This is a genomic window from Spirillospora sp. CA-108201, assembly GCF_050936235.1.
Classification (GTDB): domain Bacteria; phylum Actinomycetota; class Actinomycetes; order Streptosporangiales; family Streptosporangiaceae; genus Spirillospora.
Window position 1 is genome coordinate 736,384 of the sequence record NZ_JBNJNE010000001.1, and the last position, 25,074, is coordinate 761,457.

Genomic DNA, 25,074 nt, shown 5'->3' on the forward strand with positions numbered 1-25,074 from the left:
CGGCCTCACTCGGACGCCGCGACCGCCGGCGTGGTGAACCGGCCCTGGTAGAACGACAGGGCCGGCAGGGCGGACGGCTTCAGGTGGACGTGGTCCACCGCCACCAGGATGATCACGTGGTCGCCGCTGGTGATGATCTCGCCGGGGCGCCCGGCGAGGATGGCCGGGGTCTCGGGCAGCAGGGGCACGCCGTCCGGGCCGGGCGTCCACCCGACGCCGTCCAGCCTCTCCCTGCCCGTGAAACCCGAGGTCGCGAACCGCCGGGCGACGTCCTCCTGGTCCTGGCTCAGGATGTGGATCGCGATGCGCTCGGCGTCCATCAGCGTCGGGAAGCTCGACGACGAGTCCGCCAGGCAGAACAGCACCTTCGCCGGGGCGAGCGACACCGAGGTGAACGAGTTGACCGTCAGCGCCGCCACCCTTCCGTCGGCGGTCGTGGCGGTCACCGCCGTCACGCCGGTGGGGAAATGGCCGCACACGCGGCGGAACTGGGCGGAGTCGAACAACGGTTCGGTCATCATCGGGTCACCGCCGGGGGAGAGGAGACGTAGTCGGGGCGCAGGCCGTCTTCGAGCTGGATCAGGCACACCGTGTGCCCTCCCGGGTCCTTCACCAGATGAAGCGGACCGTGCGGTCCGTCGACCGGCCCGACGGTCGGGGTGCCGCCGAGTTCTGCGGCCCGGGCGACCGCCTCGTCGAGCGAGGCGACGCTGAAGTAGGTGACCCACTTCGACGGCACCAGGTTGGGCCACTCGTTGTCCATCTCCAGCACGCCCGCCACCGGGACGTCGCCGAGGGTCAGGACGGTGTAGGGCCGCCCGGTCGGGGTGTCGCTGCGCGACTCGGTGCCGTAGTGGAACAGCGCCTGGTAGTAGGCCACCGACCTCTGGGGCTCGCCCGTGTCCAGCTCGTTCCAGCACAGCGCCCCGGGCAGGTTGACCAGCTGGACGCCCGCGCGGGCCTCGCCCTGGTAGAGGCCGAACGCTGCGCCGAACGGGTCGATCACCGTCGCCCCCGTCCCGGCGGCCGGCAGGTACCGGGGGGCCGTCACGAGCTCGCCGCCGAGGGCCGCGGCCTCGTCCGCCGCCGCGCCGATGTCGTCGACGGCGAAGTAGGTGAGCCAGCCGCGCGGCCGCCCGCCGTGCAGGCCCCCGTCGGAGATCCCGGCGACGTCGCGGCCGTCGACGCCGCACATCCGGTACGTGGAGCTGCCGAGCTTCTCCTGCCGCACCGACCAGCCGAGGAGCGCGCCGTAGAACTCCCCGGCCGCCTCCGGCTCGGTCGTGCACAGTTCGACCCAGACCGCTTCTCCCGGCCGGAACACCTGGTCGGTCACGACTCGCCTCCCCTGCCGCCGTTGACGATGGTGCGCGCGGAGATCTCGTAGGCGCGGTCGGGACGGCCGGTGCGCAGGCTGGACTCGACGATCTCGACGACCCCCCGCAGGGCGTCCCCCGGCGCCGCCAGCAGCTCCTCGACCACGCCGTCGACGGCCGCGTCGAGCGCGGCGGCCTCGGCCAGCCGAACGGCCAGGCCCCACGCGAGGAGCTCCTGCCCGGTCGCCGCCGTGAGCCCGCAGAGCAGCCCGTGCGCCCGCGCGCGCGGCAGCGCCTGGGCGACCATGTGCCCGACGCCGGCGGGCGCGAAGCCGAACCGCACCTCGGGAAGCGACACGCGGGCGTCCGCGGCGACCACGGGAAGGTGCAGGGCGCCGAGCAGCCCGACGCCGAACCCGATGACCCGGCCGCGGACGCCGGCCACCACCGGCACCGGAAGGCGCCTGATCCGGTCCAGCAGCGCGTCGCACGCGCGCAGCCGCTCGGCCACGGCCGCCTCGGACTCTTCGGCGAGTCCCGCGAACGACGCGGTGTCCCATCCGCCGCAGAAATGCCGTCCGGCCATCTCCAGCCGGAGCACGGCGCGGCCGGGCTCGCCGGCGGCGTGCTCCATGGCCTCGACGAGCTCGCGCAGCAGCGGGTCGTCGAAGCAGTTGCCCCGCGCGGAGTTGTCGTAGGTGAGCCTCGCGACGCGCCCCGCGTGCTCGTACGCCACTGAGATCGACATGGGCAGATCATACATGCCGGTCGGTATGAAGTAAGCCCCCGTGCGGCGAGTTCTGGGGGCTTGTCTTCCGAGCTGACCTGCTATCACCCCATTGACTTGATACCGGCTGGTCGGTACTTTGTGACGACCGTCACGGGCCGGCTCGGAGTGACACCCGAGAGCCGTCAGTCCGGCGCCGTTGCCGGCCCGACGCTGTGGAGGTTCCAAATGATCAAGAACGGCTTGAGCCCCCGGCGAGCGGCGGCCGTCGCCGTCGCCGCGGCGGCGGCGATCGGGGTCGCCGGCTGTGGAGGAGACCCGGGCACGGGCTCGGCGAACCCCTCCACGATCAGGGCCCTGCTCAACGCCCAGCCGGCCACGCTCGATCCGATCGCGGGCGCGCGCTCGGCGCAGGTCGTCTGGGCGACGATGATCGAGCCGCTGGTCACCACCGACACCGACCTGGAGCCTGCCCGCACCGGCCTCATCACCGACTGGAAGCGCACGTCCGACACCAGGTGGACGTTCACCCTGCGCCCCGGCGTCAAGTTCAGCAACGGCGAGGCGGCCGACGCCGCCGCCGTGGCCGACACGCTGGAGCTCACGCGCGACGCCGACACCTCGCTGCTGAAGACCTACTTCACCAACGTCGCCTCCATCGAGGCCCCGGACGCCACCACCGTCGAGGTGACGACCAAGCGTCCGCAGTACGACGTGCCGAACCTGCTCACCACCGTGTACCTCGTGCCGCCGAAGTACTACAAGGACAAGGGGTCGGCGGGCTTCTCCGCCGCACCCGTCGGCACCGGGCCGTACGTGTTCGGGGGACTGAAGCCGGGGCGCGAGATCACGGTGAGGCCGAACCCGAACTACTGGGGGCGGAAACCCTCCAACCAGGGGGTGAGCTTCACCTGGGCCACCGAGGCGTCCCAGCGGCTGGCGCTGCTGCAGAGCAAGAGCGTCGACGTCGCGTTCGACCTGCCGCCCGCCCAGGCCGGGCAGGCCGAGGACGCCGGGCTCAAGGTCGTCAGCACCGAGAGCGCCCTGAAGATCACGGCGGTGCTGGAGTCCGGCAAGCCGCCGTTCGACGACCCCGCCCTGCGGGAGGCCGCCGCGCTCGCCATCAACCGGGACGAGATCGTCAAGGGCATCTTCGACGGCAAGGCCGTCGCCGACGGCGGCCTGCTCAACGTCAAGCCCGGGACGCAGCCGAAGAGCAAGGTGGACGCCGACCCGGCCCGCGCCAAGCAGCTCGTCGGCTCGTCGGCCCCGTCGGTCAACCTCACCTACCCGGCCGCGCAGTACACCAACATGAAGGAGGTCGCGCAGGCCGTCGGCGCGAGCCTCGAGCAGGCGGGGTTCAAGGTGAAGTACCTGCCCGTCGACTACGGCACGCTGGTCAAGCAGGTCGTCGGACGCCAGATCGACGGGATGTACATGCTCGGCGCCGTCCCCAACGTCGCGGTGCCCGACTTCTTCGCCAGCGGCTACCTGAAGACGGGCTCGATCACCGGCAACTGCCCGGACCCGGGGATCGACAAGAAGATCGGCGAGGCGCTGGCGAAGAAGGACGGCGCGGCGGCCCAGCCCGTCTACGACGAGCTCGACAACACCGCCGTCGTCCAGAAGCACTGCTTCGTCCCGCTCTACAAGCAGATCTACAACTACGGCCTCGGTTCCGGCGTGAACGGCATCGTGTACGGGCCGCTGAACAGCGTCGACTTCACGAAGGCGGCCCGCTGACGATGGCCGGGACGCTGGGGAAGGGCGCCTCCGCCGGCGGCGTCGGGGACCTCCGCACTCCGCCGGCCGCGCCGGTGCTGGTCGTCGACGGGCTCGTCGTCGAGCACCGCGACCGCGCCACGGGGGAGGTCTTCCGGGCCGTCGACGGGGTCTCCCTGCGCATCGCGCCCGGTGAGAGCACCGCCGTGGTCGGGGAGTCCGGGTCCGGCAAGACCACGCTCGCGATGGCCGTCACGAGGCTCGGGCCCCGCGGCGAGGGCGACGTGCGGCTCCTGGGGCATGCGCTGGCCGGGCTCGGCCGGCGCCGGCTCCGGGAGCTGCGCCGGGAGGTCCAGATCGTGTTCCAGGACCCGCACGGGTCGCTCGACTCGCGGCAGTCCGTGCGCTCCGGCCTCAAGGAGCTGCGCGGGCTGCAGCGCGAGCGCACCTCCTGGATCGACGACGCCGCACTGCTGGAGCGCGTCCGGCTCTCCCCGGACCTGCTCGACCGGTACCCGCACCAGCTCAGCGGGGGACAGGCGCAGCGGGTGTGCATCGCGCGCGCCCTGCTGACCCGCCCCCGGTTCATCGTCGCCGACGAGCCCACGTCCGGCCTCGACGTCTCCGTCCAGGCCGACGTGCTGGAGCTCCTCCGCGAGGTGCGCGAGACCACGGGAGCCGCCCTGCTCATGATCAGCCACGACCTGGCGGTCGTCCGGTCGGTCTGCGACTCCGTCCACGTCATGCGGCGCGGGCGGGTCGTGGAGTCCGGCCCCTGCGAGACCGTCTTCACCGATCCCGCCGACGGGTACACGCGCGAACTCCTCGCCGCGATGCCCGGAGCACGATGGAGGGCTCGACGATGAACGCCCCGTCCGTCAGCGGACCGGCCGAGGCGCCGGCCGTGAAGAAGGCGCCGTCGATGGCCGCGGGCCGCGTCCGGCGGGCCGCGGCCCGCGTCGGGACGCTCCTCGCCTCGCTGTTCGTCGCCCTGACGATGGCCTTCGCCCTCGGCCGCCTCTCCGGCGACCCCACCGCCAACATCCTCGGCCCGACCGCGCCGCCCGAGCAGCGCGAGGCGCTGCGGCAGCAGCTCGGCCTGGACCGGCCGCTGCCGGTCCAGTACCTCGACTACATCAAGGGCGTGTTCACCGGCGACCTCGGCCAGTCGCTGCAGTTCTACCAGTCCAACACCACGATGATCTTCGATCGGGTGCCGTACACCCTGCAGCTGGTCGCCGGCGGCATGGCCCTGGCCGTCCTCGTCGGCGTCCCGCTGGGCGTGCTCGCGGCGACCCGCGAGGGCACCTGGTGGGACCGGGCGGCGTCGACGGTCGCGCTGCTCGGCCAGTCCGTGCCGGTCTTCTGGCTCGGCATGATGCTCGTCGTCCTCTTCGCCGTGAAGCTCGGCTGGCTGCCGGCCGGCCAGTCCGGGACGCCGAAGCACCTCGTCCTCCCCGCGCTGACGATGTCGCTGTATCCGATGGCGCACATCGCGCGGCTGACGAGGGCGTCCATGAGCGAGGCGCTCGGCGAGCCGTTCATCGACTCGGCCCGGGCGCGCGGGATCGGCCGGGCGCGCGTCGTCTGGCGGCACGCGTTCAAGAACGCGCTGATGCCCGTGCTGACCATCGTCGTCCTGCAGACCGGCATCCTGCTCTCGGGCGCCGTCGCGATCGAGTACGTCTACTCGTGGCCCGGCCTCGGGCAGCTCGCCCTGCAGGCGGTCCAGTTCCGCGACTTCCCGCTGGTCCAGGCCATCGTGGTGTTCGGCGCCGTGGTCTTCGTCTGCCTGAACCTGATCGCCGATGTCGTGCACTCCGTCGTCGACCCGAGGGTGAGGTGACACCGCGATGAGCCAGATCGAACTCCAGCCCGTCAGGAAGGGCGGCCCTTCCGGAGCGCGCAGGGCCCGGCGCTCCCGCACCTCGGTGTTCTGGCTGTCCGTGCCGCTGGTGGCGATCGCGGCGATCGTCTTCCTCCTGCCGCTCACCGGCCTGCTGCCGGAGGCCGGGCAGAACCTGTCGAAGACGCGGCTGCCGCCGGCGTTCCTGGACGGCGGCGCCTGGGACCATCCGCTCGGCACCGACAAGCGGGGCCAGGACATCGTCACGCAGCTGGTCGACAGCGGCCGGCTGACGATCATGATCGGGCTGGTCGGCGCGCTGGTCGCGATCGGGCCCGGGGTCCTGATCGGCCTCGTCGCCGGGTACTTCCGCGGCTGGGCCGACAAGATGATCTCGATCCTGATCGACGCCCAGCTCGCGCTGCCGTTCATCCTCATCGCGCTGGCGATCATCTCCAACCGCGGCGGCTCGCTGCCGGTCATGTTCCTCGTCCTGGCGCTCACCGGATGGGCGGCCTGCGCCCGGGTGACCCGGTCGGCGACCATGGCCGTCCGGGAGCGCCAGTTCGTGCTCGGCCTGCGCGCGGTCGGCGCCTCGGAGGCCCGGATCGTGTTCCGCCACGTCCTGCCCAATCTCGCCGGCACGATCGTCGCCCTCGGCACGCTCCAGGTCGGCACGGCGATCCTCGTCGAGAGCGCCCTCAGCTTCCTCGGCCTCGGCGTCGTCCCGCCGCGGTCCAGCTGGGGCTCGATGCTCGCGTCCGGCCAGGACGAGCTGAGCCAGGCGTGGTGGATCGCCTTCTTCCCCGGGCTCGCCATCACCGTGCTGGTGCTGCTGGTGAACCTCCTGGGCGACGCCCTGCTCACCCACCACGACCCACGAAAGCGGCGCCGATGACCCGGCCGACGAAGGAACAGGCGACCGGCGACCGGCCGGCGCGGGAGCTGCTGAGCGTCTCGGGGCTGTCGATCACGGCCCGGGTCGGCGACGGCGGCCTGAGCCTGCTGGAGGACGTCGACCTGCAGATCGGGCGCGGCGAGATCGTCGGGGTGGTCGGCGAGTCCGGCTCCGGCAAGACCATGCTGGCCCGGGCCGTCGTCGGGCTCCTGGAGAAGAACGTCGGCGTCGAGGGCGGCTCGATCTCCCTGGCCGGGCAGGAGATCGTCGCGCCGGGCGTCGACCGCACCGGCCGGGTCCGCGGCACCGCCGTCGGCATGGTCTTCCAGGACGCGGCCCGTTCGCTCAACCCGCTGATGAAGGTGCGGGCGCACCTGGCCGAGGTGTTGCGGCGGCACGTCAAGGGCATCACCAGGGACGAGGTCGGCCGCCGCTCGGTCGAGGTGCTGGAGCAGATGCGCATCGCCGACGCCGCGCGGATCCTCGACAGCTACCCGCACCAGCTGTCCGGCGGTCTGCGCCAGCGGGTGGCGATCGGCCTGGCGGTGGTCACCCGCCCGGCGATGGTCATCGCCGACGAGTGCACCACCGCGCTCGACGTGACCACCCAGACCAAGGTGGTCGAACTGTTCAGGACCCTCGTCGACGAGCTCGGCATCGGCCTGCTGTTCGTCACCCACGACCTGATGCTGGCCAGCGACCTGTGCGACCGCATCGCGGTCATGAACGGCGGCCGCGTGGTCGAGCAGGGCCCCGCCGCGGAGGTCCTCGAACGGCCCCGGCAGGACTACACCCAGCGCCTGCTCGCCGCCATCCCGACGTGGACCTGACCTGGACCTGAGGAGGCACGACCCACCCATGGCCGAGCAGAACGGCATCGGCGCCTACGCGGCGTACCTGCCCGCGTACGCGTTGAGGAGCAGCGGTCTCGACGGCGCCGAACCGCGCGCCGGGGGACCGGCGCGCAGCGTGGCCGCGTTCGACGAGGACAGCGTGACGATGGCGGTCGAGGCGCTACGGGAGATCGCCGACGGCACGCCGCCGGGACGGCAACTGCTCCTCGCGACGACGAGCGCGCCCTACGACGGCAAGACCGCGGCGGGGATCGCGCACGAGGCGCTCGGCCTGGACGCGGGCGTGGCCGCGGCCGACCTGCGCGGCCACCGGGCGGGCGCGACCGCGCTCGACCTGGTGCTGCGCGCCGGGGCCGCCGCCGCGCTCGCCGACGTCCGCACGACACGGGCGGGCGCGCCGGACGAGCTCGCGCAGGGCGACGCGGCCGCCGCGTTCACCGCCGGCGACGCGGCGGCCGTCCTGCTGTCGCGGGCGGGCCGGACCGTCGAGGTGCTGGACCGCTGGCGGCTCCCCGGCGAGCGGCACGACCACGTCTGGGACGAGCGGTTCACCGCCGGGATCCTGGCCGCCGCGGGGAGGAGGCCGCCGGGCACGCCTTGGCCGACGCGGGCCTGGACGCCGTCGACCACGTCGCCGTCGCGTCCTCCAACCCCCGCGCCGCGGCCGCGCTCCGCAGGGCGCTCGGCGGCTCCGGCGCGGACGCCGAGATCGAACGGCTCACCGGCTACACCGGCGCCGCGCACCCCGGCCTCCTGCTGGCCGCGGCGCTCGACGAGGCCCGGCCGGGCCAGACCGTCCTGCTGCTCTCGGCGGCCGAGGGAGCGGACGCGTTCGTCCTCCGGGCCGGCGCGGGCGTCAGGTCCGCGCGCGGCGGCCGCTCGGTGCGCGACCAGCTCGCCCGGCGCGAGGACCTGACCTACGGCCGCTACCTGCGCTGGCGCGGGCTGCTGGACGTCCAGGGCCCGGCCCGTCCGGCCGCGCCGTCCCCGGCCGCGCCGCCGATGCGCCGCAGGGCCGGCTGGAAGTACCGGCTCGAAGGCGGTCTGTGCGACGCCTGCGGCGGCGTCACCACGCCGCCCGGCCGGGTGTGCGCCTCCTGCGGCGTCGCCGGGAGCGCGGGAGCCCCGGGCAAGGTCTCGCTGCGCGACCGGGTCGCCACCGTCGTCTCGGTCACCCAGGACCACCTGACGACCATGCCGGAGTCGCAGGTCGCGGTCGTCGTCGCGGACTTCGACGCCGGCGCCGGCGGGGGCGGCGGCCGGCTCAGCGCCTACACGGCCGACGTCGCGGCGGGGGACGTGCACGTGGGAATGCGGATGCGGCCCGTGTTCCGCCGCCTGTGGACCACCGACGCGATCCACAACTACTTCTGGAAACTCCGACCGTGGGGGGCCACGACCGAGGTGGAGGGCCACGACCGATGACGACCAACCGATTGGCCCACGACGTCGCCATCGTGGCGATGGGCTGCACGCCGTTCCGCGACCACTGGGACTCCTCGGCCGACGACCTCCTCGTCGACGCCGTCGGCGAGTGCATGGCGTCGCTGCCGGGCCTGGCGCTGGAGGACGTCGACGCGTTCTGGGTCGGCACCCAGGCGACGGGCATGTCGGGGCAGGTCCTGGCCCGGCCGCTGCGCCTGGCCGGCAAGCCGGTGACCCGGGTCGAGAACTACTGCGCGACCGGGTCGGAGTCGTTCCGCAACGCCGTCTTCGGCGTCGCGTCCGGCGCGTACGACGTCGTCATGGCCACCGGCGTCGAGAAGCTCAAGGACAGCTCGCAGTCGGGCCTGTCCGCGGTGCTTCCCCCCGCCGACGGGACCGACGTCGACTGGACGGCGCCGGCCGGATTCTCGCTGCTCGGCCCCGCCTACCAGGCCGCCCACGGCGTGGGCGACCGCGACATGCGCAGCGCGCTGACCCACGTCGCGGTCAAGAACCACGCGAACGGAGCCCTCAACGAGCGGGCCCAGTTCCGGAAGGCCGTCACGGCGGAGACCGTGGAGCGGTCGCCGCGCGTCGCGGGCACGCTCGGCGTCATGGACTGCTCGGGCGTCTCCGACGGGGCGGCCGCGGCCGTCGTCGTCCGGGCCGAGGACGCGCACAGGTACACCGACAGGCCGGTGTACCTGAAGGGCATGAGCTTCGTCGCCGGGTCCGGCGCCGGGCTCGCCTCCACCGGGTACGACTTCACCACGTTCCCCGAGGTCGTCACCGCCGCGGCGCAGGCGTACGAGCAGGCGGGCGTGACCGACCCGGCGACGCAGATCTCGCTCGCCGAGGTGCACGACTGCTTCACCCCGACCGAGGTCGTGCTGATGGAGGACCTCGGGTTCTCCGAGCGCGGCAAGGCCTGGCGCGACGTCCTCGACGGCCGCTACGACCTCGACGGCGCGCTGCCGGTCAACACCGACGGCGGCCTGAAGTCGTTCGGCCACCCGATCGGCGCCACCGGCCTGCGCATGATGTTCGAGTGCTTCACCCAGCTCCGCGGCGACGCGGGTGAACGGCAGGTGCCCGGCGCGAGGCTCGCCGTGGCGCAGAACCTGGGCGGGCAGCCCGGTTCCTCGGTCGCGTTCGTCGCCGTACTGGGGAGTGAGCTGTGACGGGGGAGCGGGCGGGGCGCGTCGACCTCGACGGCCGGGTCGTGATCGTCACCGGCGCCGGCCACGGCATCGGCCGGGCGCACGCCTTCGCGCTGGCCCGGCGCGGGGCGCGGGTGGTCGTCAACGATCTCGGCGGCGCGGTCGACGGCTCGGGCTCCTCCGGCGCGGCCGAGCGGGTCGCGCGGGAGATCGTCGACCTCGGCGGGCTCGCCGCCGCCTCCGCCGACTCCGTCGCGACCGCCGAGGGCGGCGCCGCCCTCGTCCAGAAGGCGCTCGACGCGTTCGGCCGGGTCGACTCGGTCATCCACAACGCGGGGATCCTGCGGGACCGCACGTTCGGGAAGATGGCCGACGACGACGTCACCGCCGTGCTCGACGTGCACCTCGGCGGCGCGTTCAACGTGCTGCGCCCGGCCTGGAGGCTCATGGCCGAGCAGAGGTACGGCCGGATCGTGCTCACGACGTCCTCGTCCGGGCTGCTCGGCACGTTCGGCCAGGCCAGCTACGCCGCCGCCAAGGCGGGCCTCGTCGGCCTGATGAACGTGCTGTCGCTGGAGGGGGCCCGCTACGGGATCCGCGTCAACGCCGTGTCGCCGACCGCGGCCACGCGCATGACCGAGGGGCTGCTGGGCGAGATGGCCGAGCGGTTCGACCCGCGGCACGTCGCGGCGGTCGCGACCTACCTCGCGTCCGAGCAGTGCGAGCTCGACCGGCACATCCTCACGGTCGGGGGCGGCCGGGTCGGGCGCGTCTTCCTCGGCGTGACCCCGGGCTGGTACTCGGGCCCGGAGCCGGCGTCGCCCGACGACGTGCTCGGCGCGATCGGTGAGATCACCTCGCTCGACGACCACATCGTCCCCCGGAGCGGCCAGGACGAGGTCGCGCTCATCCAGAAGGTCCTCGGCGCTTAGGAGAACGAGCATGCCCGTCAGCGAAGTCCACCACGTGGCGATGACCGTCTCCGACGTCGAACGCGCCGCCGACTTCTACGAGAACGCCCTCGGGTACAGGAGGACGCTGCGCTCCGACGTCGGCGGCCCCGGGATCGAGCAGTCGCTGGGGCTCCCCGAGGGCACCACCGGCAAGGTCCAGTACATGCAGGGCCCGTCCCGGATCGGCCAGCTCGAACTCATCGAGTGGAACGGCACGAAGCGGCGCACCGCGACCGCGGGGCACCTGGAGCTGGGCACCTTCCTGCTGAGCTTCCAGGTTCCGCACGACGAGATCGAGGAGGTCCACCAGCGGATCTCCGGCCTCGGGGCCGAGTGCCTGGGGACGCCCCAGCGGGTGCTCCTGGAGAACTACGGCCACATCACCGCGTTCGCCGCGCGCGACCTGGACGGCAACCTGCTGGAGTTCGTCAGCCTGCCCAGCGGGGAGGAGATCCGGGCCTTCCGCGCGGGCGAGGGCCGAGGGGAGGCCGCCCGCTGATGGCGACGAGCAACTTCAGCGAGACGCTGCGCGTCCAGGCGCTGCGCTGCGCGGACCGGGAGGCGCTGGTCGGCGACGGCCGGCGCTGGACCTACGCCGAGCTCGACGCCGACGTCGACCGGCACGCCGCCGCGCTGCTCGGCGCGGGCGTCACGGCGGCCGACCTCGTCGGCGTGCTCGGCCGCAACACCGCCACCTACGTCATCGAGCTGCTCGCCCTCAGCCGGCTCGGCGCGATCGCCGTGCCGCTCAACTGGCGCCTGCACCCGAGCGAGCAGGAGTACGTCGTCGCCCAGGCCGGCATCACGTGCCTGCTCTACGACGACGACTTCAGGGACGACGCCGCCCACCTCGCGGCGCGGACCGGCCCGCGGGTCGTCGTCGCCAACGGGCGGGACACGATCCCGGGCGCCCGGCCGCTCGGCGAACTGCTCGCCGCGCAGCCGGCGGGCGTCCGGGTCGCCGACGCGGAGAAGGGCCCGGACGACGTCCACCGGCTCCTCTACACCTCCGGCACCACCGCCCGCCCCAAGGGCGTCGTCCACACGTGCGGCAACCTGGTCGCCAACCACCGGGCGCAGATCCTCGAACTGGAGCTCACGCAGGACGACCGGATCCTCGTCTCCGCCCCGCTGTTCCACGTGAGCGGGCTGGAGGCGCCCGGCCTGGCGGTCTTCGCCGCCGGCGGCACGATGGTCCTGACGCCGACCTTCAAGGCCGAGGACATCGCCCGCATCGCGGAGGGCGAGCGCGTCACCGGCATGGTCCTGGCCGCCCAGATCCTGTTCGGGATCATGGACCTGGACCCGCGACCCGATCTCGGCGCGCTGCGCTACCTGCTCTTCGCGGGCGTGGCGCCGAGCGTCCGGCGCCGGGTCAAGGGCCTCCTGCCGCACGTGCGGACCGTCGACACGTTCGGCATGACCGAGCTGTGCAACGGCGTCTGCTACATGGACGCGGCCCACGAGGAGTCCAAGATGGGCGCGCTGGGCGCCCCGTTCCCGGGCGTGCACATCCGCATCGTGGACGAGGACTTCCGGGAGGCGCCGCGCGGCGTCGAGGGCGAGATCATCGTCCGCGGGGACAAGATCTCGCCCGGCTACTGGAACGACGACGAGGCCAACGAGCGCACCCGGCGGGACGGCTGGTTCCTGACCGGCGACGTCGGCCGGATGGACGAGGACGGCTACCTCTGGTTCGTCGACCGCCGGACCGACCTCATCAAGTCGGGCGGCGAGAACATCGCCGGAGCGGAGGTCGAGCGGGTCATCGCCCAGCATCCGGAGGTCGCCGAGGTCGCGGTCATCGGCGTGCCGGACGAGCGGTGGGACGAGGTCCCCAAGGCCTTCGTGATCCTCCGCGACTCGTCCGCGGCCGGGCCCGAGGACATCCGCGAGCACTGCCTGGACAACCTCGCCAAGTACAAGGTCCCCAAGCACGTCGAGATCGTGGAGTCCCTGCCGCGCAACGACTCGGGCAAGGTCCTGAAGAAGACGCTGCGCGAACAGGAGAAGGCGACATGAGCACGGCGAACCTCGCCCGGATGCTCGGCGTCAACGCCGTCCGCTTCGCCGGCGAGGACGCGCTGGTCTTCGAGGACCGGCGCTGGACGTACCGCGACCTCGACGCCGACGTGAACGCGCTCGCGGCGGGGCTCGCGGCGGAGGGCGCCCGGCACGGCACCCGGATCGCGGTCGTCGCCAACAACGTCCCGGAGTTCCTGATCCTGGCGCTGGCGCTGGCGAAGCGCGGCGCGGTGTGCGTGCCCCTGAACTACCGGCTGGCCCCGGGCGAGCTCGCACGCCTGATGGACCGCGCCGGGGTCGCGGCGGTCGCGACGGTCCCCGAGTTCGCGGAGCCGACGGCGGACGCCCTCGCCGGGCTCGCGGACGTCCGCCGGCTCGCGCTGGAGCCCGTCGACGGCTCCTGGGCGGACCTGCGCGCGCTCATCGAGGCGCACCGGGGCGAGCGGGTTCCCGACGCCGTACTGGACGACGGCGCGCTGCAGCGCGTCGTCTACACGTCCGGGACGACGAGCCTGCCCAAGGGCGTGATGCTGACCCACGGCAATGTCAACGCCAACCTGCACGCCCAGATCGTCGAGCTGGGGCTGCGCCCCGCCGACCGGATCCTCAACTTCGCGCCGCTCTACCACGTGGGCGGGACCGACCTGCCCGGGTACGCGATCTGGCACGTCGGCGGCCGCATGGTCGTGCACCGGCGCTTCGAGCCCGCCGGGATCCTGCGCACGATCGAGGCCGAGGGCATCACCGGCATGGTCGTCGCGGCGACCATGCTGGACATGATCCGCCGGGCGGCGGACACGACCGCCGCCGACCTGTCCAGCGTGCGCTGGCTGATCTTCTCGCAGGTGACGTCGGCGCTGTTCACGGTCGCGCGGGAGCTGTTCCCGAACGCGCGCCTCATCGAGGGCTACGGCCTGACGGAGACCTGCAGCGGCCTCACCTACCTGGACGAGGCCCACATGGAGAGCAAGCAGGGCTCGGTGGGCCTGCCGGTGCCCTGGGTGGACGTCAGGGTCGTGGACGCCAGGGGCGAGGACGTCGCGGCGGGGGAGAGCGGCGAGGTGGTCGCGCGCGGCCCCAAGGTCAGCCCGGGGTACCTCGACGACCCCGAGGCCACCGCCGAGGCGTTCCGCGGGGGCTGGTTCCACACCGGCGACGTGGGCTGCTTCGACGAGGACGGCTACCTCTACATCCGGGACCGGCTGAAGGACATGATCCGTAGCGGCGGCGAGAACATGTCGAGCGCCGAGATCGAGAACGTGCTGGCCGACCATCCGCTGGTGCTCGCGGCCTCGGTGGTCGGCGTCCCGCACCCCACGTGGGTCGAGGTCCCGGTCGCCTTCGTGGTCGGCAGGCCGGGGCTGGAGCCCGGCGACCTCATCGCCCACGCGCGCGAGCGGCTCGGCAGGTTCAAGGTGCCCAAGGAGGTCTACGTCGTCGAGGAACTCCCCACCAACCCGTCCGGCAAGGTCCTCAAGCGCACGCTGCGCGAGCTCCGGCCGCGCCTGACCCCGGACTGGGCCTATGCCGAGCGCGACTCCGGCGATTGATCAGCGGGTGGCGCCGCGGATGAGCGACAGCGTATGAACCAGGGCGAAGCGCTTGCCGCCCGTGCCGAGGCGGTCCCACGGCCTGGCCCAGGTCAGGTGCGGGACGATCTCCCACGCGGTGCGGTGGGTCCGCAGCAGTTCCGCCACGGTGTCGAGCTCGGCCCGGTGGTGGGCCTTCAGCTCCCGGGCCCGCGCGGCGATGCCCCGGTAGGGGAACTGGTGCGCCGGGCAGGCGATCCGGGCGTCCAGGGCCGCGATGAGGTCCAGCGAGCGCAGCAGGTCCCCGGCGGGGTCGTCCTGCGGGAGGCAGGGGATCGCGAGCTGGGTCGGGCCCTCGGCCATCATCGTGTCGCCGGTGAACACCACGCCGCGGGTCGTGTCGACGTACACGGCGTGCCCGTAGGTGTGGCCGGGGGTGGGGACGCCGAGGATCGTGACGTCGCCGAGGACGTGCTCGCGGGCGCCGCCGGGGGCCTCGTCGAGCTCCAGGTCCTCGGCGTGCCGGGCGACCCCGACCGCGGCGGAGTACATCTGCTCGATCACGCCGTCCGGCGCGCCGGTCTGCTCCAGGGCCCGGCGCAGCTGGACGAGGAAGCCGCCGCCGCGCACGCGCCGCTGGTGGGCGAAGTCGTCGGCGAGCTGCATGACGACCCTGGCGCCGGTCTCCTCCCGGACCCGGCCGGCGAAGCCGGTGTGGTCGGGGTGGTTGTGGGTGAGCAGCACGAGGCGGACGGCGTCCAGTTCGTGGCCGATCTCGGCGAGGGACGCGGTGAACGACTCCCAGCACGAGGGGTGGTCGTAGCCGGCGTCGACGAGGACGAGGCCCTCGGACGTCTCGACGAGGAAGACCGTGACCGACCGCAGCGGGCTGCCGTGCAGGGGCACCGGAACGGCCCAGACGCCGTCCGTGACCCGCATCGGACCAGGAACTTCACGGGCTCGGTACGCGGCGGCATGTTGTCCGCCGACAGGTGTGGACATGGCGGGTGATCCCCTCTACTCTGCGATAAAGATACCGAATGGTCGGAATGTAGTTCAAGGGAGCGAGATGACCCAGGAGACACAGGAGCAGGTCGGCTTCCGGCTGTGGGCCGTCTCCGACCCCGACCTGTGCGCGATCATCACGGCCGACGACGAGCGCGTCACCTACGGCGAGTTGTTCGCCGAGGTGAACCGGCTCTGCCACGGCCTGCGCGCCCGCGGCGTGAACGAGGGCGACACGGTCGCCGTGGTCATGGGCAACAGCGCCGCGCTGGCCGCCGCCTACCTGGCCGCGATGCAGTCGGGCCTCTACCTCGTGACGATCAACTACCACCTGACCCCGCCGGAGATCGCCTACATCATCGAGGACAGCGGGGCCGAGGTCGTGCTCTGCTCGGCCCGCGCCGTGGACACGGTGCTCGCCGCCGCCGGGCCCGGCGTCGAGGTCTTCGTCGACGGCGCCGGTGGCGCCGGGGGCGGCGACGGCGGGAGGCGGGCGCGCCCGCTCGCCGAGCTGACCCGGGGCATGCCGTCGACCGACCCGGAGAGGACCCCGAACGGGTCGCTCATGATGTACACGTCCGGCACCACCGGCCGGCCGAAGGGCGTCCGGCGCCCGCTCAGCGGAATCAGCGCCGACCAGGGCTCCCTCGCGTACGTGTGGCTTTTCGACGAGTTCGGCATGCAAAGGGAGGCCTTCGCCGCCTGGCTCGTCTCGGCCCCGATGTACCACTCCGCCAACATCACGCCCGCGATCGGCGCGCTGAACTGGGGCGGCACCCTCGTCCTGATGGACGGCTGGACCCCGGAGGGCTTCCTCGAACGCGTCCAGAAGCACCGGGTCACCGGCACGAGCATGGTGCCCACGCACTTCAACAGGCTGCTGCGGCTCCCGGAGGAGGCCCGCGCCCGCTACGACGTCTCGTCCCTGCGGTACGTGCTGCACGGGGCCGCGCCGTGCCCGGTCGAGGTCAAGCACCGCATCCTGGACTGGTTCGGCCCGGTGGTCTACGAGTACTACGGCTCGACCGAGGTCGGCACGACGATCGCGCGGCCGCACGAGTGGCTCGCCCACCCCGGAACCGTCGGCCGCCCGGCGTCCATCTCGACGTTGAAGATCCTCGACGACGACGGCGAGGAGGTCCCGGTCGGGCGGACCGGCATCGTCTACATGCGCCAGGGCGAGGACCGGGTCGAGTACCACAACGACCCCGGCAAGACCGGCGGCTCGCGCCGCGGCGGCCTGATGACCGTCTGGGACGTCGGCCACGTGGACGAGGACGGCTTCCTCTACATCACCGGCCGGGCTGCGGAGCTCATCCTGGTCGGCGGCGTGAACGTCTACCCGGCGGAGATCGAGGGCGCCCTGCTCGCGCACGCGTGGGTCGCGGACGCGGGCGTCGTCGGGGTCCCGGACCCCGACTACGGGGAGGTGCCGGTCGCGCACGTCGTCCTCGACGGCGCGGCCCCCGGCCCCGCCGCCGCCGTGGCGGCGATCCGCGACGACCTCGCCGGCCGCCTCGCCAAGCCCAAGCTCCCCAAGGACTACGTCGTCCACGCGGCGCTGCCGCGCGACCCGAACGGCAAGCTCTACAAGGCGCGCCTGGCGGACACCGAGGAGGTCTCCGCGTGACGGCCCCGAACGACCGCGACATGGCAGGTGAACATGGACTTCGATGACGGCCCCGGCGAGCTGGCGTTCCGGCGCGAGGTCGGCGCCTGGCTCGACGAGGCGCTCAAGGACGTCCCCGACCAGGAGGACCTGCCCGAGGGGGAGCGGACCCACTGGTCGCGGGTCTACCAGGAGCGCATGTGCGCGGCCGGCTGGGCGGGGCTCTCATGGCCGGTCGAGCACGGCGGGCGCGGCCTGGACGCGGTCGCGCAGGCCGTCTTCAACGAGGAGGCCGAGCTGCGCGGCGCCCCGTACCCGCTGAACGGCGTGGGCATGATGCTCGCCGGGCCGACGATCATCGCGCACGGCACCCCCGCGCAGCAGGCCCGGCACCTGCCCGGCATCCTCCGGGGCGCCGACTACTGGTGCCAGGGGTTCAGCGAGCCGGACTCCGGCTCGGACCTGGCGAGCCTGCAGACCGCCGCGGTCAGGGTCGACGGCGGCTGGCGGGTCAGCGGCTCGAAGATCTGGACGTCCAACGCGCACAACGCGACCAGGTGCCTGCTGCTGGCGCGCACCGACCCGGACGCCCCCAAGCACGAGGGCATCAGCTACCTGCTCGCGCCGATGGACAGGTTCGAGGTCCGGTCGCTCGTCATGATCAACGGTGACACCGAGTTCAACGAGATGTTCCTGGACGACGTGTTCGTCCCGGACGAGGACGTCCTCGGCGGCGTCGGGAACGGCTGGCGGGTCGCGCTGACCACCCTGGCGTTCGAACGCGGCAGCATGGCGCTCAACCTGTGGGTCTGGGCGCGCCAGGCCGTCGACCGCCTCACCGACCTCGCCCTGGAGCGGGGGATCGCGGACGACTCGGCGTTCCTCGACGCGATCGGCGCCCTGCGCTGCGACGCCGAGGCCGTCCGCATCGGGTCGCTGCGGATGGTCGGGGAGACCCGGTCGGGCGGCGCGCCCGGACCGGAGACCTCGGCACTGAAGAGCCTGTGGGCCGGCGTCGTCCAGGACGCCGACCGCCTCGCCGTGCAGATCGACGGGGCCGGGGGCGTGCTGCTCGACGGCGAGGGCGCCGCGGCCCGCATGCGCCACTACCTCCGCTCGCGCGCCCACACCATCGAGGGCGGCACCGAGGAAGTGCAGAAGTCGATCCTGGCGGAGCGGGTGCTGAGCCTGCCCCGCTCACGGTGAGGGGGTAGGGGAGTGGAAGCGACGTTCACCCAGGTGCAGCGGGACATCGAGGCGTCCCTGCGCTCCATCGCCAAGGAGGAGAAGGCCACCGCGCGCGACGCGCTCGCGGGCGGATGGGCGCCGCCGGCGTGCGACGCCGTCCTGCTGGCCGACTTCGGGCTGCTCGGCGTGCCCGAGCCGGCCGGCGGCGCAGGCTCGCCTCTCGTCGACCTGCTGGTGGCGGTCGAGGTGCTGGGCGAGCATCTGGTGCCGAGCCGCTTCCCGGCGCACGCGGCGGCCGTCCAGTTGGCCTCCGGACTCGGGGCGCTGCCCGACGACGTGATCGAGGGCCGCAAGGTCCTCTCGCCCGCGGTCGACGTGCCCGGCGAGGCCGGATGGCCCGGCCGGGGCACCGCCGGCCCCCGGGCGCGGACGGCGCCGCGGACGGCTGCGTGCGCACGCTGGTGCCGTACGCGGCCCAGGCGGACGGGTTCGCGGCGCTCGGCGCCGACGGCGTGTGGCTCGCCGTTCCCGCGGGCATCACCGCGCGCGAGTCGTTCGATCCGTCCGTGCCGCTGTCCGACGTCGCCTTCACCGCGCCGCTGACCACCGGCCCGGCCGGGGCCGGCGCGGGGCGCGCCGCGCTCGTCCTCGCCGCCGAACTGTGCGGCGTCGCCGCCGGGGCCATCGAGCTGGCGGCCGGGTACGCCCGGACCCGCAAGCAGTTCGGCCGGATCATCGGATCGTTCCAGGGGGTGGCGTTCCAGCTCACCGACGCGGTCAAGTACCGCAAGGCGGCCTGGGACCTGACCCTGTACGCCGCGTGGGCCGTCGACAAGGGGCGGCCCGAGGCGGAGGGACTCGTCCATGCCGCGAAGGCGGCGGCGGGCAAGGCCGCGGTGTTCGCCGCCGAGCGGTGCGTCCAGGTGCACGGCGGCATGGGGATCACGATGGAGGCGGACCCGCACCTGTTCCTGCGGCGGGCGCACGTGCTCGACGCGAGGCTCGGCAGGGGCTCGTGGCACCGGCGGCGTGTCGGCGCGCTGCAGGTCCGGCGGCGCCGGGGGGCCTAGGGCCGGGGCCGACACGGATCCGCCCGGCTGGAGGTCCTTGGCGGGCCCCGCACTCGACAGATAACATACCGACTGGTCGGAATATAGGAGTGACAGTGAAGTTCGGGATCATGAACCTGTTCCCCGTGAACGACGGGGTGTCGGACCACCAGGTGCTGCGCCAGACCCTGGAGGAGATCGAGCTCGCCGACCGGCTCGGCTTCGACTCGGTCTGGCTCGCCGAGCACCACTTCTCCAAGTACGGGATCCTCGGCAGCCCGATCAACTTCGCCATGGCCGTCGCCGAGCGCACCACGTCGATCACCATCGGCACCGCGGTGCTGGTCCTCCCGCTGCACGACCCGCTGCGGCTGGCCGAGGACATCGCGGCGCTGGACGTGCTCTCCGGCGGCCGGGTGGTGATCGGCGTGGGCCGCGGGTACCAGCCGGCCGAGTTCGCCGGCTTCGGCATCCCGCTGGAGGAGTCAAAGGTCCGGTACAAGGAGACCCTCGACGTCCTCCGGCTCGCGCTGACCCAGGAGAACTTCAGCTACCACGGTGAGGTGCTCCACTACGACGACATCACCACCTACCCGCGGCCCTTCACGCCGGGCGGCCCGCCGATCCTTCAGGGCACGGTGTCCCCGGACAGCTTCCGCGAGCGCGGCGCGATCGGCGAGCCGATCATCACCTCGCCCAACTTCACGCCGCTCGGGATCATGCAGAAGAACTTCGGCCTGTACCGGACGGCGATGGAGGAGAACGGCTTCGACATCGCCTCCTACGACCTGCCGTTCATGCAGCAGGTCTGGTGCGGCGACTCGGAGGAGGGCCTCCGGGACGCCGCCCGCGCCGCGCTGAACTACTACCGGTCGGTGGGCAAGGTCATCCCGGGCTCCGAGCAGGCCATGGAGAAGGAGCGGTCGTACTACGAGGCCGTCGCCAAGAACATCGAGCTGCTCACCCTGGAGCAGACGCTCACCCACGGCGGCAACTTCGGCACGTCCGGCCAGGTCGTCGAGACCATCGAGATGCTGCGCGACCAGCTCGGCATCAGCCACTACATCGGCTGGCTGCGCATCCCGTCGCTGGACCGCGGTGCCGCGCTGCGGTCGATGGAGGAGTTCGCCGAGAAGGTCATCCCGCACTTCCGCGCCCAGGAGCCGGTCGCGGCCGGCGCAGAGGCGGTCGGCGGGTGAAGATCAGCGCCTTCCTGAGCGCCCAGTTCGACCCGGCGGCGTCCGCGGTCGAGGGGCTCGACGGCGTCCTGCGCCAGGCCGCCGCGGCCGAGGAGGCCGGCTTCCACGCCGTCTACCTCGGGCACCACTACCTGGCGAAGTCGGCGTTCGTCCAGCCGATCCCGCTCGCCGGGTACCTGGCCGCCTCCACCGAGCGCATCCGCATCGGGTTCGGGGTCCTGCTCGCGCCGCTGCTGAACCCCGTGGCGCTCGCCGAGGACCTGGCGTCCCTCGACGTCATGTCCCGCGGCCGGCTGACGGTCGGCCTCGGCGCCGGGTACCGCAAGCGCGAGAACGCGGCGTTCGGCGTCGCCTGGAACGACCGGCTGAGGCGCCTGCGCGAGTACGTGCCCCTTCTGCGGTCCCTGTGGGCGGGCGAGACGATCGACGTCGCGGGCACCTGGGGCGAGGCGCCGGGGGCGGCGCTGCCGCTGCGGCCCGTCCAGCCGGGCGGCCCGCCGATCTGGATCGGCGCGTTCGCCGAGCCGGCCGTGCGGCGCGCGGCCCGCCTGGACGCGCCCTGGCTCATCGGTCCGAAGGGGAACGACGAGCAGCTCGCCGCGATGCTGGACGTCTACCGCGCCGAGCTGGCCGAGCAGGGCCTCCCGCGCGAGCGCGAGTACCCGATGGCGCGCGAGGCCTACCTCGCCGACACGCGAGCGGCGGCCGCGGCGGGCGTCCGGCCGCACCTGGAACGGCAGTACGCGGGCTACCGGTCGTGGGAGGACGCCCAGTCCCTCGACATCGACCGCTACATGGCGGAGGACTGCCTGGTCGGGACCGCGGACGACATCGTCGCCAAGCTGCGCCGCTGGGAGAGCCGCCTGGGCATCACCGAGGTGTCCCTGCGGCTGCAGTTCGTCGGGGGCGGTCAGGAGGACACGATGGAGCAGATCCGGCGATTCGGAGCAGAGGTCATCCCCCGGCTGGCGGAGGGATCGCGATGACCGGCGCGAACCCCGCCGGGCCCGCGAACCTCGCGGGGATCCTCGAGGCCCGCGCCCGCGACCGCGGCCAGAGCACGGGCCTGCACGGCGAGGACGGGCGGTCCTGGACGTTCGACCGGATCGACCTCATCGCCGGCGGCGTCGCCAGGGCGCTCGAGGCGGAGGGCGTCGGCCCCGGCGACCGGGTCGCGTTCTACCTGGCCAACGGGCCGGAGATCGTGTTCTTCCTCTTCGGCGCGTGGAAGGCCGGCGCCGTCCCGGTCACGATCAGCAGCCTCTACAACGCCGCGGAGCTGGCGGAGTCGGTCGCGAAGACCGACCCGAAGCTCCTGCTGGTGGACGCCGGCCGCGCCGCCGCCCTCGGCCGCGCCGACTTCGGGAAGGCGACGGTCCGCGCGGTGGGGCCGGCCGGGGGGGACATCGGGGGGCCGGTGGACGGCGTCCTGCCGCTGCCCTGGGGCGACGAGGTCCGCGTCGCCGCGGTGGACGTCCCCGAGGACGGCGAGTCGTGCATCCTGTTCACCGGCGGCACCACCGGCCGCCCCAAGGCGGTGAGCGTCACGCACGGCGGGACGCTCGGCTCGCTGCGGCGGCTCGCCCGGGTGTCGACCGGCACCCGGGAGCAGGGGACGGCGGCGCCGGACGCCAGGCCGAACCTGATCGCGCTGCCGCTGTTCCACTCCGGCGGCCAGCACTCCCTGCTGTTCGCCTACTTCGTCGGCCGCGGCGCGGTCGTCTGGGAGCGGTTCGGGGTGGACCGCCTCGCCGGCCTCATGGAGCGGTTCGCCTTCGACAACTTCTTCTTCCTGCCCACGATGGTCTACGACATCGTGCACACCGACCGCGACCTGCCGTTCGACGGCGTGAAGCACGTTCTCGTCGCCGGTCAGGCGATCTCCTGGGCCGTGCGCCGCGCCTTCGAGCAGCGCTACAACGTCCCGATCCTGGTCAGCTACGGCTCCACCGAGTCCGGCCACATCGCCGGCTGGAACGGCAAGGACATGAAGGCCGGGCTGTGGAAGCCCGGCTCGGCCGGGCGGATCTACCCCGGAGTCGAGCTGGAGGTCCGCGACGACGACGGCGCCGCGCTGCCGGCCGGCGCCGAGGGCGAGATCGTCGTCCGGTCCGAGCTGACGAAGGGCTACGTCGACGACGCCGAGGCGTCCGCCGCGCTGGTCCGCGACGGCTGGGTGCACACCGGCGACATGGGGCACGTCGACGAGGACGGCGTGCTGTGGCTGTCCGGCCGCAAGCGCGACATGATCAAATGCGGCGGCTTCCAGGTGTGGCCCGAGGAGATCGAGGACGTCCTGCGCGGGCACGCCCTCGTCCGCGACATCCGCGTCCACGGCCGGCCCGACGACCGCCTGGGCGAGATCCCGGTGGCGCTCGTGGTCCGGGACGCCGCCCCCGGGGTCGGCGACGACGACCTCGCCCGCGACCTCGTCGCGTTCGCCCGCGAGCGGCTGGCCCACTTCAAGACCCCGCGCCGCGTCGAGTTCGTCCCCGAACTCGAACGCAGCGCGGCCGGCAAGGTCAGCCGCGTGTCGGTACCCGACCCCGAGGAGAAGGGCTCGCACCCGTGAAGTTCGGCATCATGGCGTCGCACCAGTACCCGCACGAGGACGACCTCGGCCGCCACCTGGACGACCTGTTCGGGACCGTGGAACTCGCCGCCGAGCTGGGCTACGACTCGGTGTGGACGATCAACCACTTCCAGTCGAACCTGGCGACGCCGCAGCCCGTCTCGATGATGGCGAGCCTCATCCCGCGGTCGGGCGACATGACGATCGGCACCGGGATCCTGCTGCTGCCGCTGTTCCACCCCGTCCACGTGGCGGAGGAGTTCGCCACCCTCGACCACCTGTCGGGAGGGCGGGTCGTGCTGGGCGTCGGCGCCGGGTACCGCGACAACGAGTTCGCCGCCTTCGGCATCGACCCGCAGACCCGGTTCCGGCGGTTCGACGAGAGCATCCGGCTCATCCGCGAGCTGTGGACCGGCGGGACCGTGAACCACGACGGCGAGTTCTACCCGCTCGCCGACGCGTCCATCGGCGTCCGCCCGCTGACGCCCGGCGGCCCGCCGATCTGGGTGGGCGCCGGCGGCAAGAAGGCGGTGCGCCGGGCCGCGCGCCTGGGCGACGCCTGGTACGCGCCCGGGAACTCGCCGAGCCGCAGGTACCTGCCCGAGCACCTGGCCGTCTACAACGACGCGCTCGCCGAGTTCGGCAGGGACCCCGCGTCGGTCGAGCGGCCGATCGGCGTGGAGCTGTACTGCGCGCCGACCGACGGCGCGGCCGCGGACATCGCCCTGCCGCACGCCCGGGTCGAGTACTCGACCTACGCCGAGTACCCCGCCCTGCGGTGGCAGCGCGACCGGTTCGACGACCTCGTGCGCAACACGCTGCTGCTGGGCTCCCCGGAGTTCCTGATCGAACGGATCTCCGCGCTGCGGGACATGGGGTTCGACCACCTGATCTTCCGTCCGGGCTGGCTCGGCATGCCGGCCGAGAAGGTGCGGGCCTCGCTGCGGCTCTTCGCCGCCGAGGTCTTCCCCGCGTTCCGCTGACGCGCCCGAGACCACCAACGACGACAGTCGAGGAGAACCATGAAGAAGACCGAGGCAGAGCTCCTGGAGCAGCAGTGGGACGTGGCGAACATGGAGGTGGACCCCGACGTGATCGCGTCGTACGTCAAGTACGACGTGGACGAGAAGCGCTCGGTCGCCACCATCACGTTCAACCGTCCGGACCGGCTCAACGCCATCCCCGTCGCCGCGTTCGAGCGCGTCGGCGACCTGGTCCGCGAGGCCGAGACCGACGACCGGGTGAAGGTCATCGTCTTCAAGGGCGAGGGCGACCACTTCGGGACCGGCGCCGACGCCTCCGAGCTCGGCCACTACATCGGCTACAAGTCGGGCACCGACAAGGCGTCCCGCCGCCGTCCCGCCCAGCGCCAGCGCATCCTGCCCGACCGCAACGTGCTCAGCTCGGGCTTCACCCGCCCGATCATCGAGTCCCTCAAGGCGACCATCTGCCAGGTGCAGGGGTACTGCTACGGCGGCCACTTCCAGATCGCGCTGTCGGCCGACATCGTCATCGCGACCCCGAACGCCAGGTTCACCCACCCGGCGTTCCGCTACCTCGGCCCCGGCCCCCAGGACATGTACCACTGGATCGAGAAGGTCGGCCTGACGACCATGAAGGACGTCATGCTCACCATGCGCGCCATCGGCGCCGAGGAGGGGGAGCGCAAGGGCCTGGTCACCAAGGTCGTCGAGCCCGGCGAGCTGGAGCGGTGGGTCGCCGACTACGCCGACGCGATCGCGGTCATGCCGCTGGACTCGCTGATGATGGGCAAGTCGATGATGCAGATCGTCATGGAGGCCCGCGGCAAGGGCCTCGGCGCGATGACCGGCTGGGTCGGGCACGGCTGGGCCACCAACGTCGCGTTCGGGGAAGGCGACTGGAACTTCCTCAAGGCGCGCCGCGAGAAGGGCGTCGCCAAGGCCCTGGAGGAGCGCGACATGCTGGTGGCGCCCTACTTCCGCCTCAGCGAGACCCGTTCGGCCGAGGAGGAGTAG

25 protein-coding genes are annotated in these 25,074 nt (G+C 72.9%); 21 read left to right on the plus strand and 4 right to left on the minus strand.

All coding sequences use genetic code 11. The annotated features are described in order from the left end of the window. Positions 1 to 5: 5 nt before the first annotated feature. The 3 genes from ACQEU6_RS03565 to ACQEU6_RS03575 are packed head-to-tail and all read right to left on the minus strand — an operon-like array spanning position 6 to position 2,064. Complete coding sequence (locus tag ACQEU6_RS03565; RefSeq protein ID WP_499329137.1) at positions 6 to 521, minus strand: flavin reductase family protein; 516 nt, start codon at positions 519 to 521, stop codon at positions 6 to 8. Continuing rightward, positions 518 to 1,336, minus strand: coding sequence for a VOC family protein (locus ACQEU6_RS03570; RefSeq protein WP_499329138.1), 819 nt, complete (start codon positions 1,334 to 1,336; stop codon positions 518 to 520). Before ACQEU6_RS03570 ends, ACQEU6_RS03565 begins: the two co-directional genes overlap by 4 nt. After that, entirely contained in the window at positions 1,333 to 2,064 is a 732-nt protein-coding gene (locus ACQEU6_RS03575) for an enoyl-CoA hydratase/isomerase family protein (RefSeq protein WP_499329139.1), read from the minus strand. The genes ACQEU6_RS03570 and ACQEU6_RS03575 overlap by 4 nt, the downstream gene beginning before the upstream one ends. Before the next feature lie 207 nt (positions 2,065 to 2,271). On the opposite strand from ACQEU6_RS03575, the gene ACQEU6_RS03580 reads away from it, so the two are divergent. The 12 genes from ACQEU6_RS03580 to ACQEU6_RS03635 are packed head-to-tail and all read left to right on the plus strand — an operon-like array spanning position 2,272 to position 14,476. Then, positions 2,272 to 3,786, plus strand: a complete 1,515-nt coding sequence (locus ACQEU6_RS03580; protein WP_499329140.1) for an ABC transporter substrate-binding protein — start codon at positions 2,272 to 2,274, stop codon at positions 3,784 to 3,786. A 2-nt stretch (positions 3,787 to 3,788) separates the two neighbouring features. Beyond that, complete coding sequence (locus ACQEU6_RS03585) at positions 3,789 to 4,631, plus strand: ABC transporter ATP-binding protein (protein WP_499329141.1); 843 nt, start codon at positions 3,789 to 3,791, stop codon at positions 4,629 to 4,631. Beyond that, complete coding sequence (locus ACQEU6_RS03590) at positions 4,628 to 5,611, plus strand: ABC transporter permease (RefSeq protein WP_499329142.1); 984 nt, start codon at positions 4,628 to 4,630, stop codon at positions 5,609 to 5,611. The genes ACQEU6_RS03585 and ACQEU6_RS03590 overlap by 4 nt, the downstream gene beginning before the upstream one ends. Positions 5,612 to 5,618: 7 nt before the next feature. Beyond that, on the plus strand, positions 5,619 to 6,509 hold the full coding sequence (locus tag ACQEU6_RS03595; protein ID WP_499329143.1) for an ABC transporter permease: 891 nt from the start codon (positions 5,619 to 5,621) through the stop codon (positions 6,507 to 6,509). Beyond that, positions 6,506 to 7,339 carry an ABC transporter ATP-binding protein gene (locus tag ACQEU6_RS03600; protein WP_499329144.1) on the plus strand — a complete coding sequence of 278 codons (834 nt, stop codon included), beginning with the start codon at positions 6,506 to 6,508 and terminating at the stop codon, positions 7,337 to 7,339. Before ACQEU6_RS03595 ends, ACQEU6_RS03600 begins: the two co-directional genes overlap by 4 nt. Before the next feature lie 28 nt (positions 7,340 to 7,367). Next, positions 7,368 to 8,279: a hypothetical protein gene (locus ACQEU6_RS03605; RefSeq protein WP_499329146.1), complete on the plus strand. Its 912-nt coding sequence runs from the start codon at positions 7,368 to 7,370 to the stop codon at positions 8,277 to 8,279. Continuing rightward, positions 8,246 to 8,788, plus strand: a complete 543-nt coding sequence (locus ACQEU6_RS03610; RefSeq protein ID WP_499329147.1) for a Zn-ribbon domain-containing OB-fold protein — start codon at positions 8,246 to 8,248, stop codon at positions 8,786 to 8,788. Before ACQEU6_RS03605 ends, ACQEU6_RS03610 begins: the two co-directional genes overlap by 34 nt. Beyond that, entirely contained in the window at positions 8,785 to 9,969 is a 1,185-nt protein-coding gene (locus ACQEU6_RS03615) for an acetyl-CoA acetyltransferase (protein WP_499329149.1), read from the plus strand. The genes ACQEU6_RS03610 and ACQEU6_RS03615 overlap by 4 nt, the downstream gene beginning before the upstream one ends. Beyond that, positions 9,966 to 10,880: an SDR family NAD(P)-dependent oxidoreductase gene (locus ACQEU6_RS03620; protein WP_499329150.1), complete on the plus strand. Its 915-nt coding sequence runs from the start codon at positions 9,966 to 9,968 to the stop codon at positions 10,878 to 10,880. The genes ACQEU6_RS03615 and ACQEU6_RS03620 overlap by 4 nt, the downstream gene beginning before the upstream one ends. Positions 10,881 to 10,890: 10 nt before the next feature. Then, positions 10,891 to 11,400, plus strand: coding sequence for a VOC family protein (locus tag ACQEU6_RS03625; protein WP_499329152.1), 510 nt, complete (start codon positions 10,891 to 10,893; stop codon positions 11,398 to 11,400). After that, positions 11,400 to 12,923: a class I adenylate-forming enzyme family protein gene (locus ACQEU6_RS03630; RefSeq protein ID WP_499329153.1), complete on the plus strand. Its 1,524-nt coding sequence runs from the start codon at positions 11,400 to 11,402 to the stop codon at positions 12,921 to 12,923. Before ACQEU6_RS03625 ends, ACQEU6_RS03630 begins: the two co-directional genes overlap by 1 nt. Next, positions 12,920 to 14,476 (plus strand): class I adenylate-forming enzyme family protein, encoded by a 1,557-nt coding sequence (locus tag ACQEU6_RS03635; RefSeq protein WP_499329154.1) that lies wholly within the window; start codon positions 12,920 to 12,922, stop codon positions 14,474 to 14,476. Before ACQEU6_RS03630 ends, ACQEU6_RS03635 begins: the two co-directional genes overlap by 4 nt. Here the strand turns inward: ACQEU6_RS03635 and ACQEU6_RS03640 are convergent, their stop codons facing one another. After that, positions 14,477 to 15,394: an MBL fold metallo-hydrolase gene (locus ACQEU6_RS03640; RefSeq protein WP_499329155.1), complete on the minus strand. Its 918-nt coding sequence runs from the start codon at positions 15,392 to 15,394 to the stop codon at positions 14,477 to 14,479. It abuts the gene before it with no gap. 130 nt (positions 15,395 to 15,524) lie between these two features. Between ACQEU6_RS03640 and ACQEU6_RS03645 the strand changes: the two genes are divergently transcribed. From ACQEU6_RS03645 to ACQEU6_RS03685, 9 genes are all read left to right on the plus strand, one after another. Next, positions 15,525 to 17,090 carry an AMP-binding protein gene (locus ACQEU6_RS03645; RefSeq protein ID WP_499329156.1) on the plus strand — a complete coding sequence of 522 codons (1,566 nt, stop codon included), beginning with the start codon at positions 15,525 to 15,527 and terminating at the stop codon, positions 17,088 to 17,090. A 33-nt stretch (positions 17,091 to 17,123) separates the two neighbouring features. Next, positions 17,124 to 18,275 (plus strand): acyl-CoA dehydrogenase family protein, encoded by a 1,152-nt coding sequence (locus tag ACQEU6_RS03650; protein WP_499329157.1) that lies wholly within the window; start codon positions 17,124 to 17,126, stop codon positions 18,273 to 18,275. A 12-nt stretch (positions 18,276 to 18,287) separates the two neighbouring features. Then, entirely contained in the window at positions 18,288 to 18,860 is a 573-nt protein-coding gene (locus ACQEU6_RS03655; RefSeq protein ID WP_499329158.1) for a hypothetical protein, read from the plus strand. Then, positions 18,824 to 19,327, plus strand: a complete 504-nt coding sequence (locus ACQEU6_RS03660; RefSeq protein WP_499340085.1) for an acyl-CoA dehydrogenase family protein — start codon at positions 18,824 to 18,826, stop codon at positions 19,325 to 19,327. Before ACQEU6_RS03655 ends, ACQEU6_RS03660 begins: the two co-directional genes overlap by 37 nt. Positions 19,328 to 19,422: 95 nt before the next feature. Beyond that, entirely contained in the window at positions 19,423 to 20,505 is a 1,083-nt protein-coding gene (locus ACQEU6_RS03665) for an LLM class flavin-dependent oxidoreductase (protein WP_499329159.1), read from the plus strand. Continuing rightward, entirely contained in the window at positions 20,502 to 21,491 is a 990-nt protein-coding gene (locus ACQEU6_RS03670; protein ID WP_499329160.1) for an LLM class flavin-dependent oxidoreductase, read from the plus strand. Before ACQEU6_RS03665 ends, ACQEU6_RS03670 begins: the two co-directional genes overlap by 4 nt. Beyond that, a complete protein-coding gene (locus ACQEU6_RS03675; RefSeq protein ID WP_499329161.1) occupies positions 21,488 to 23,077 on the plus strand; it encodes a class I adenylate-forming enzyme family protein in 1,590 nt (529 codons plus the stop codon). Before ACQEU6_RS03670 ends, ACQEU6_RS03675 begins: the two co-directional genes overlap by 4 nt. Beyond that, positions 23,074 to 24,060 carry an LLM class flavin-dependent oxidoreductase gene (locus tag ACQEU6_RS03680; RefSeq protein WP_499329162.1) on the plus strand — a complete coding sequence of 329 codons (987 nt, stop codon included), beginning with the start codon at positions 23,074 to 23,076 and terminating at the stop codon, positions 24,058 to 24,060. The genes ACQEU6_RS03675 and ACQEU6_RS03680 overlap by 4 nt, the downstream gene beginning before the upstream one ends. A 39-nt stretch (positions 24,061 to 24,099) precedes the next feature. Then, entirely contained in the window at positions 24,100 to 25,074 is a 975-nt protein-coding gene (locus ACQEU6_RS03685; RefSeq protein ID WP_499329163.1) for an enoyl-CoA hydratase/isomerase family protein, read from the plus strand.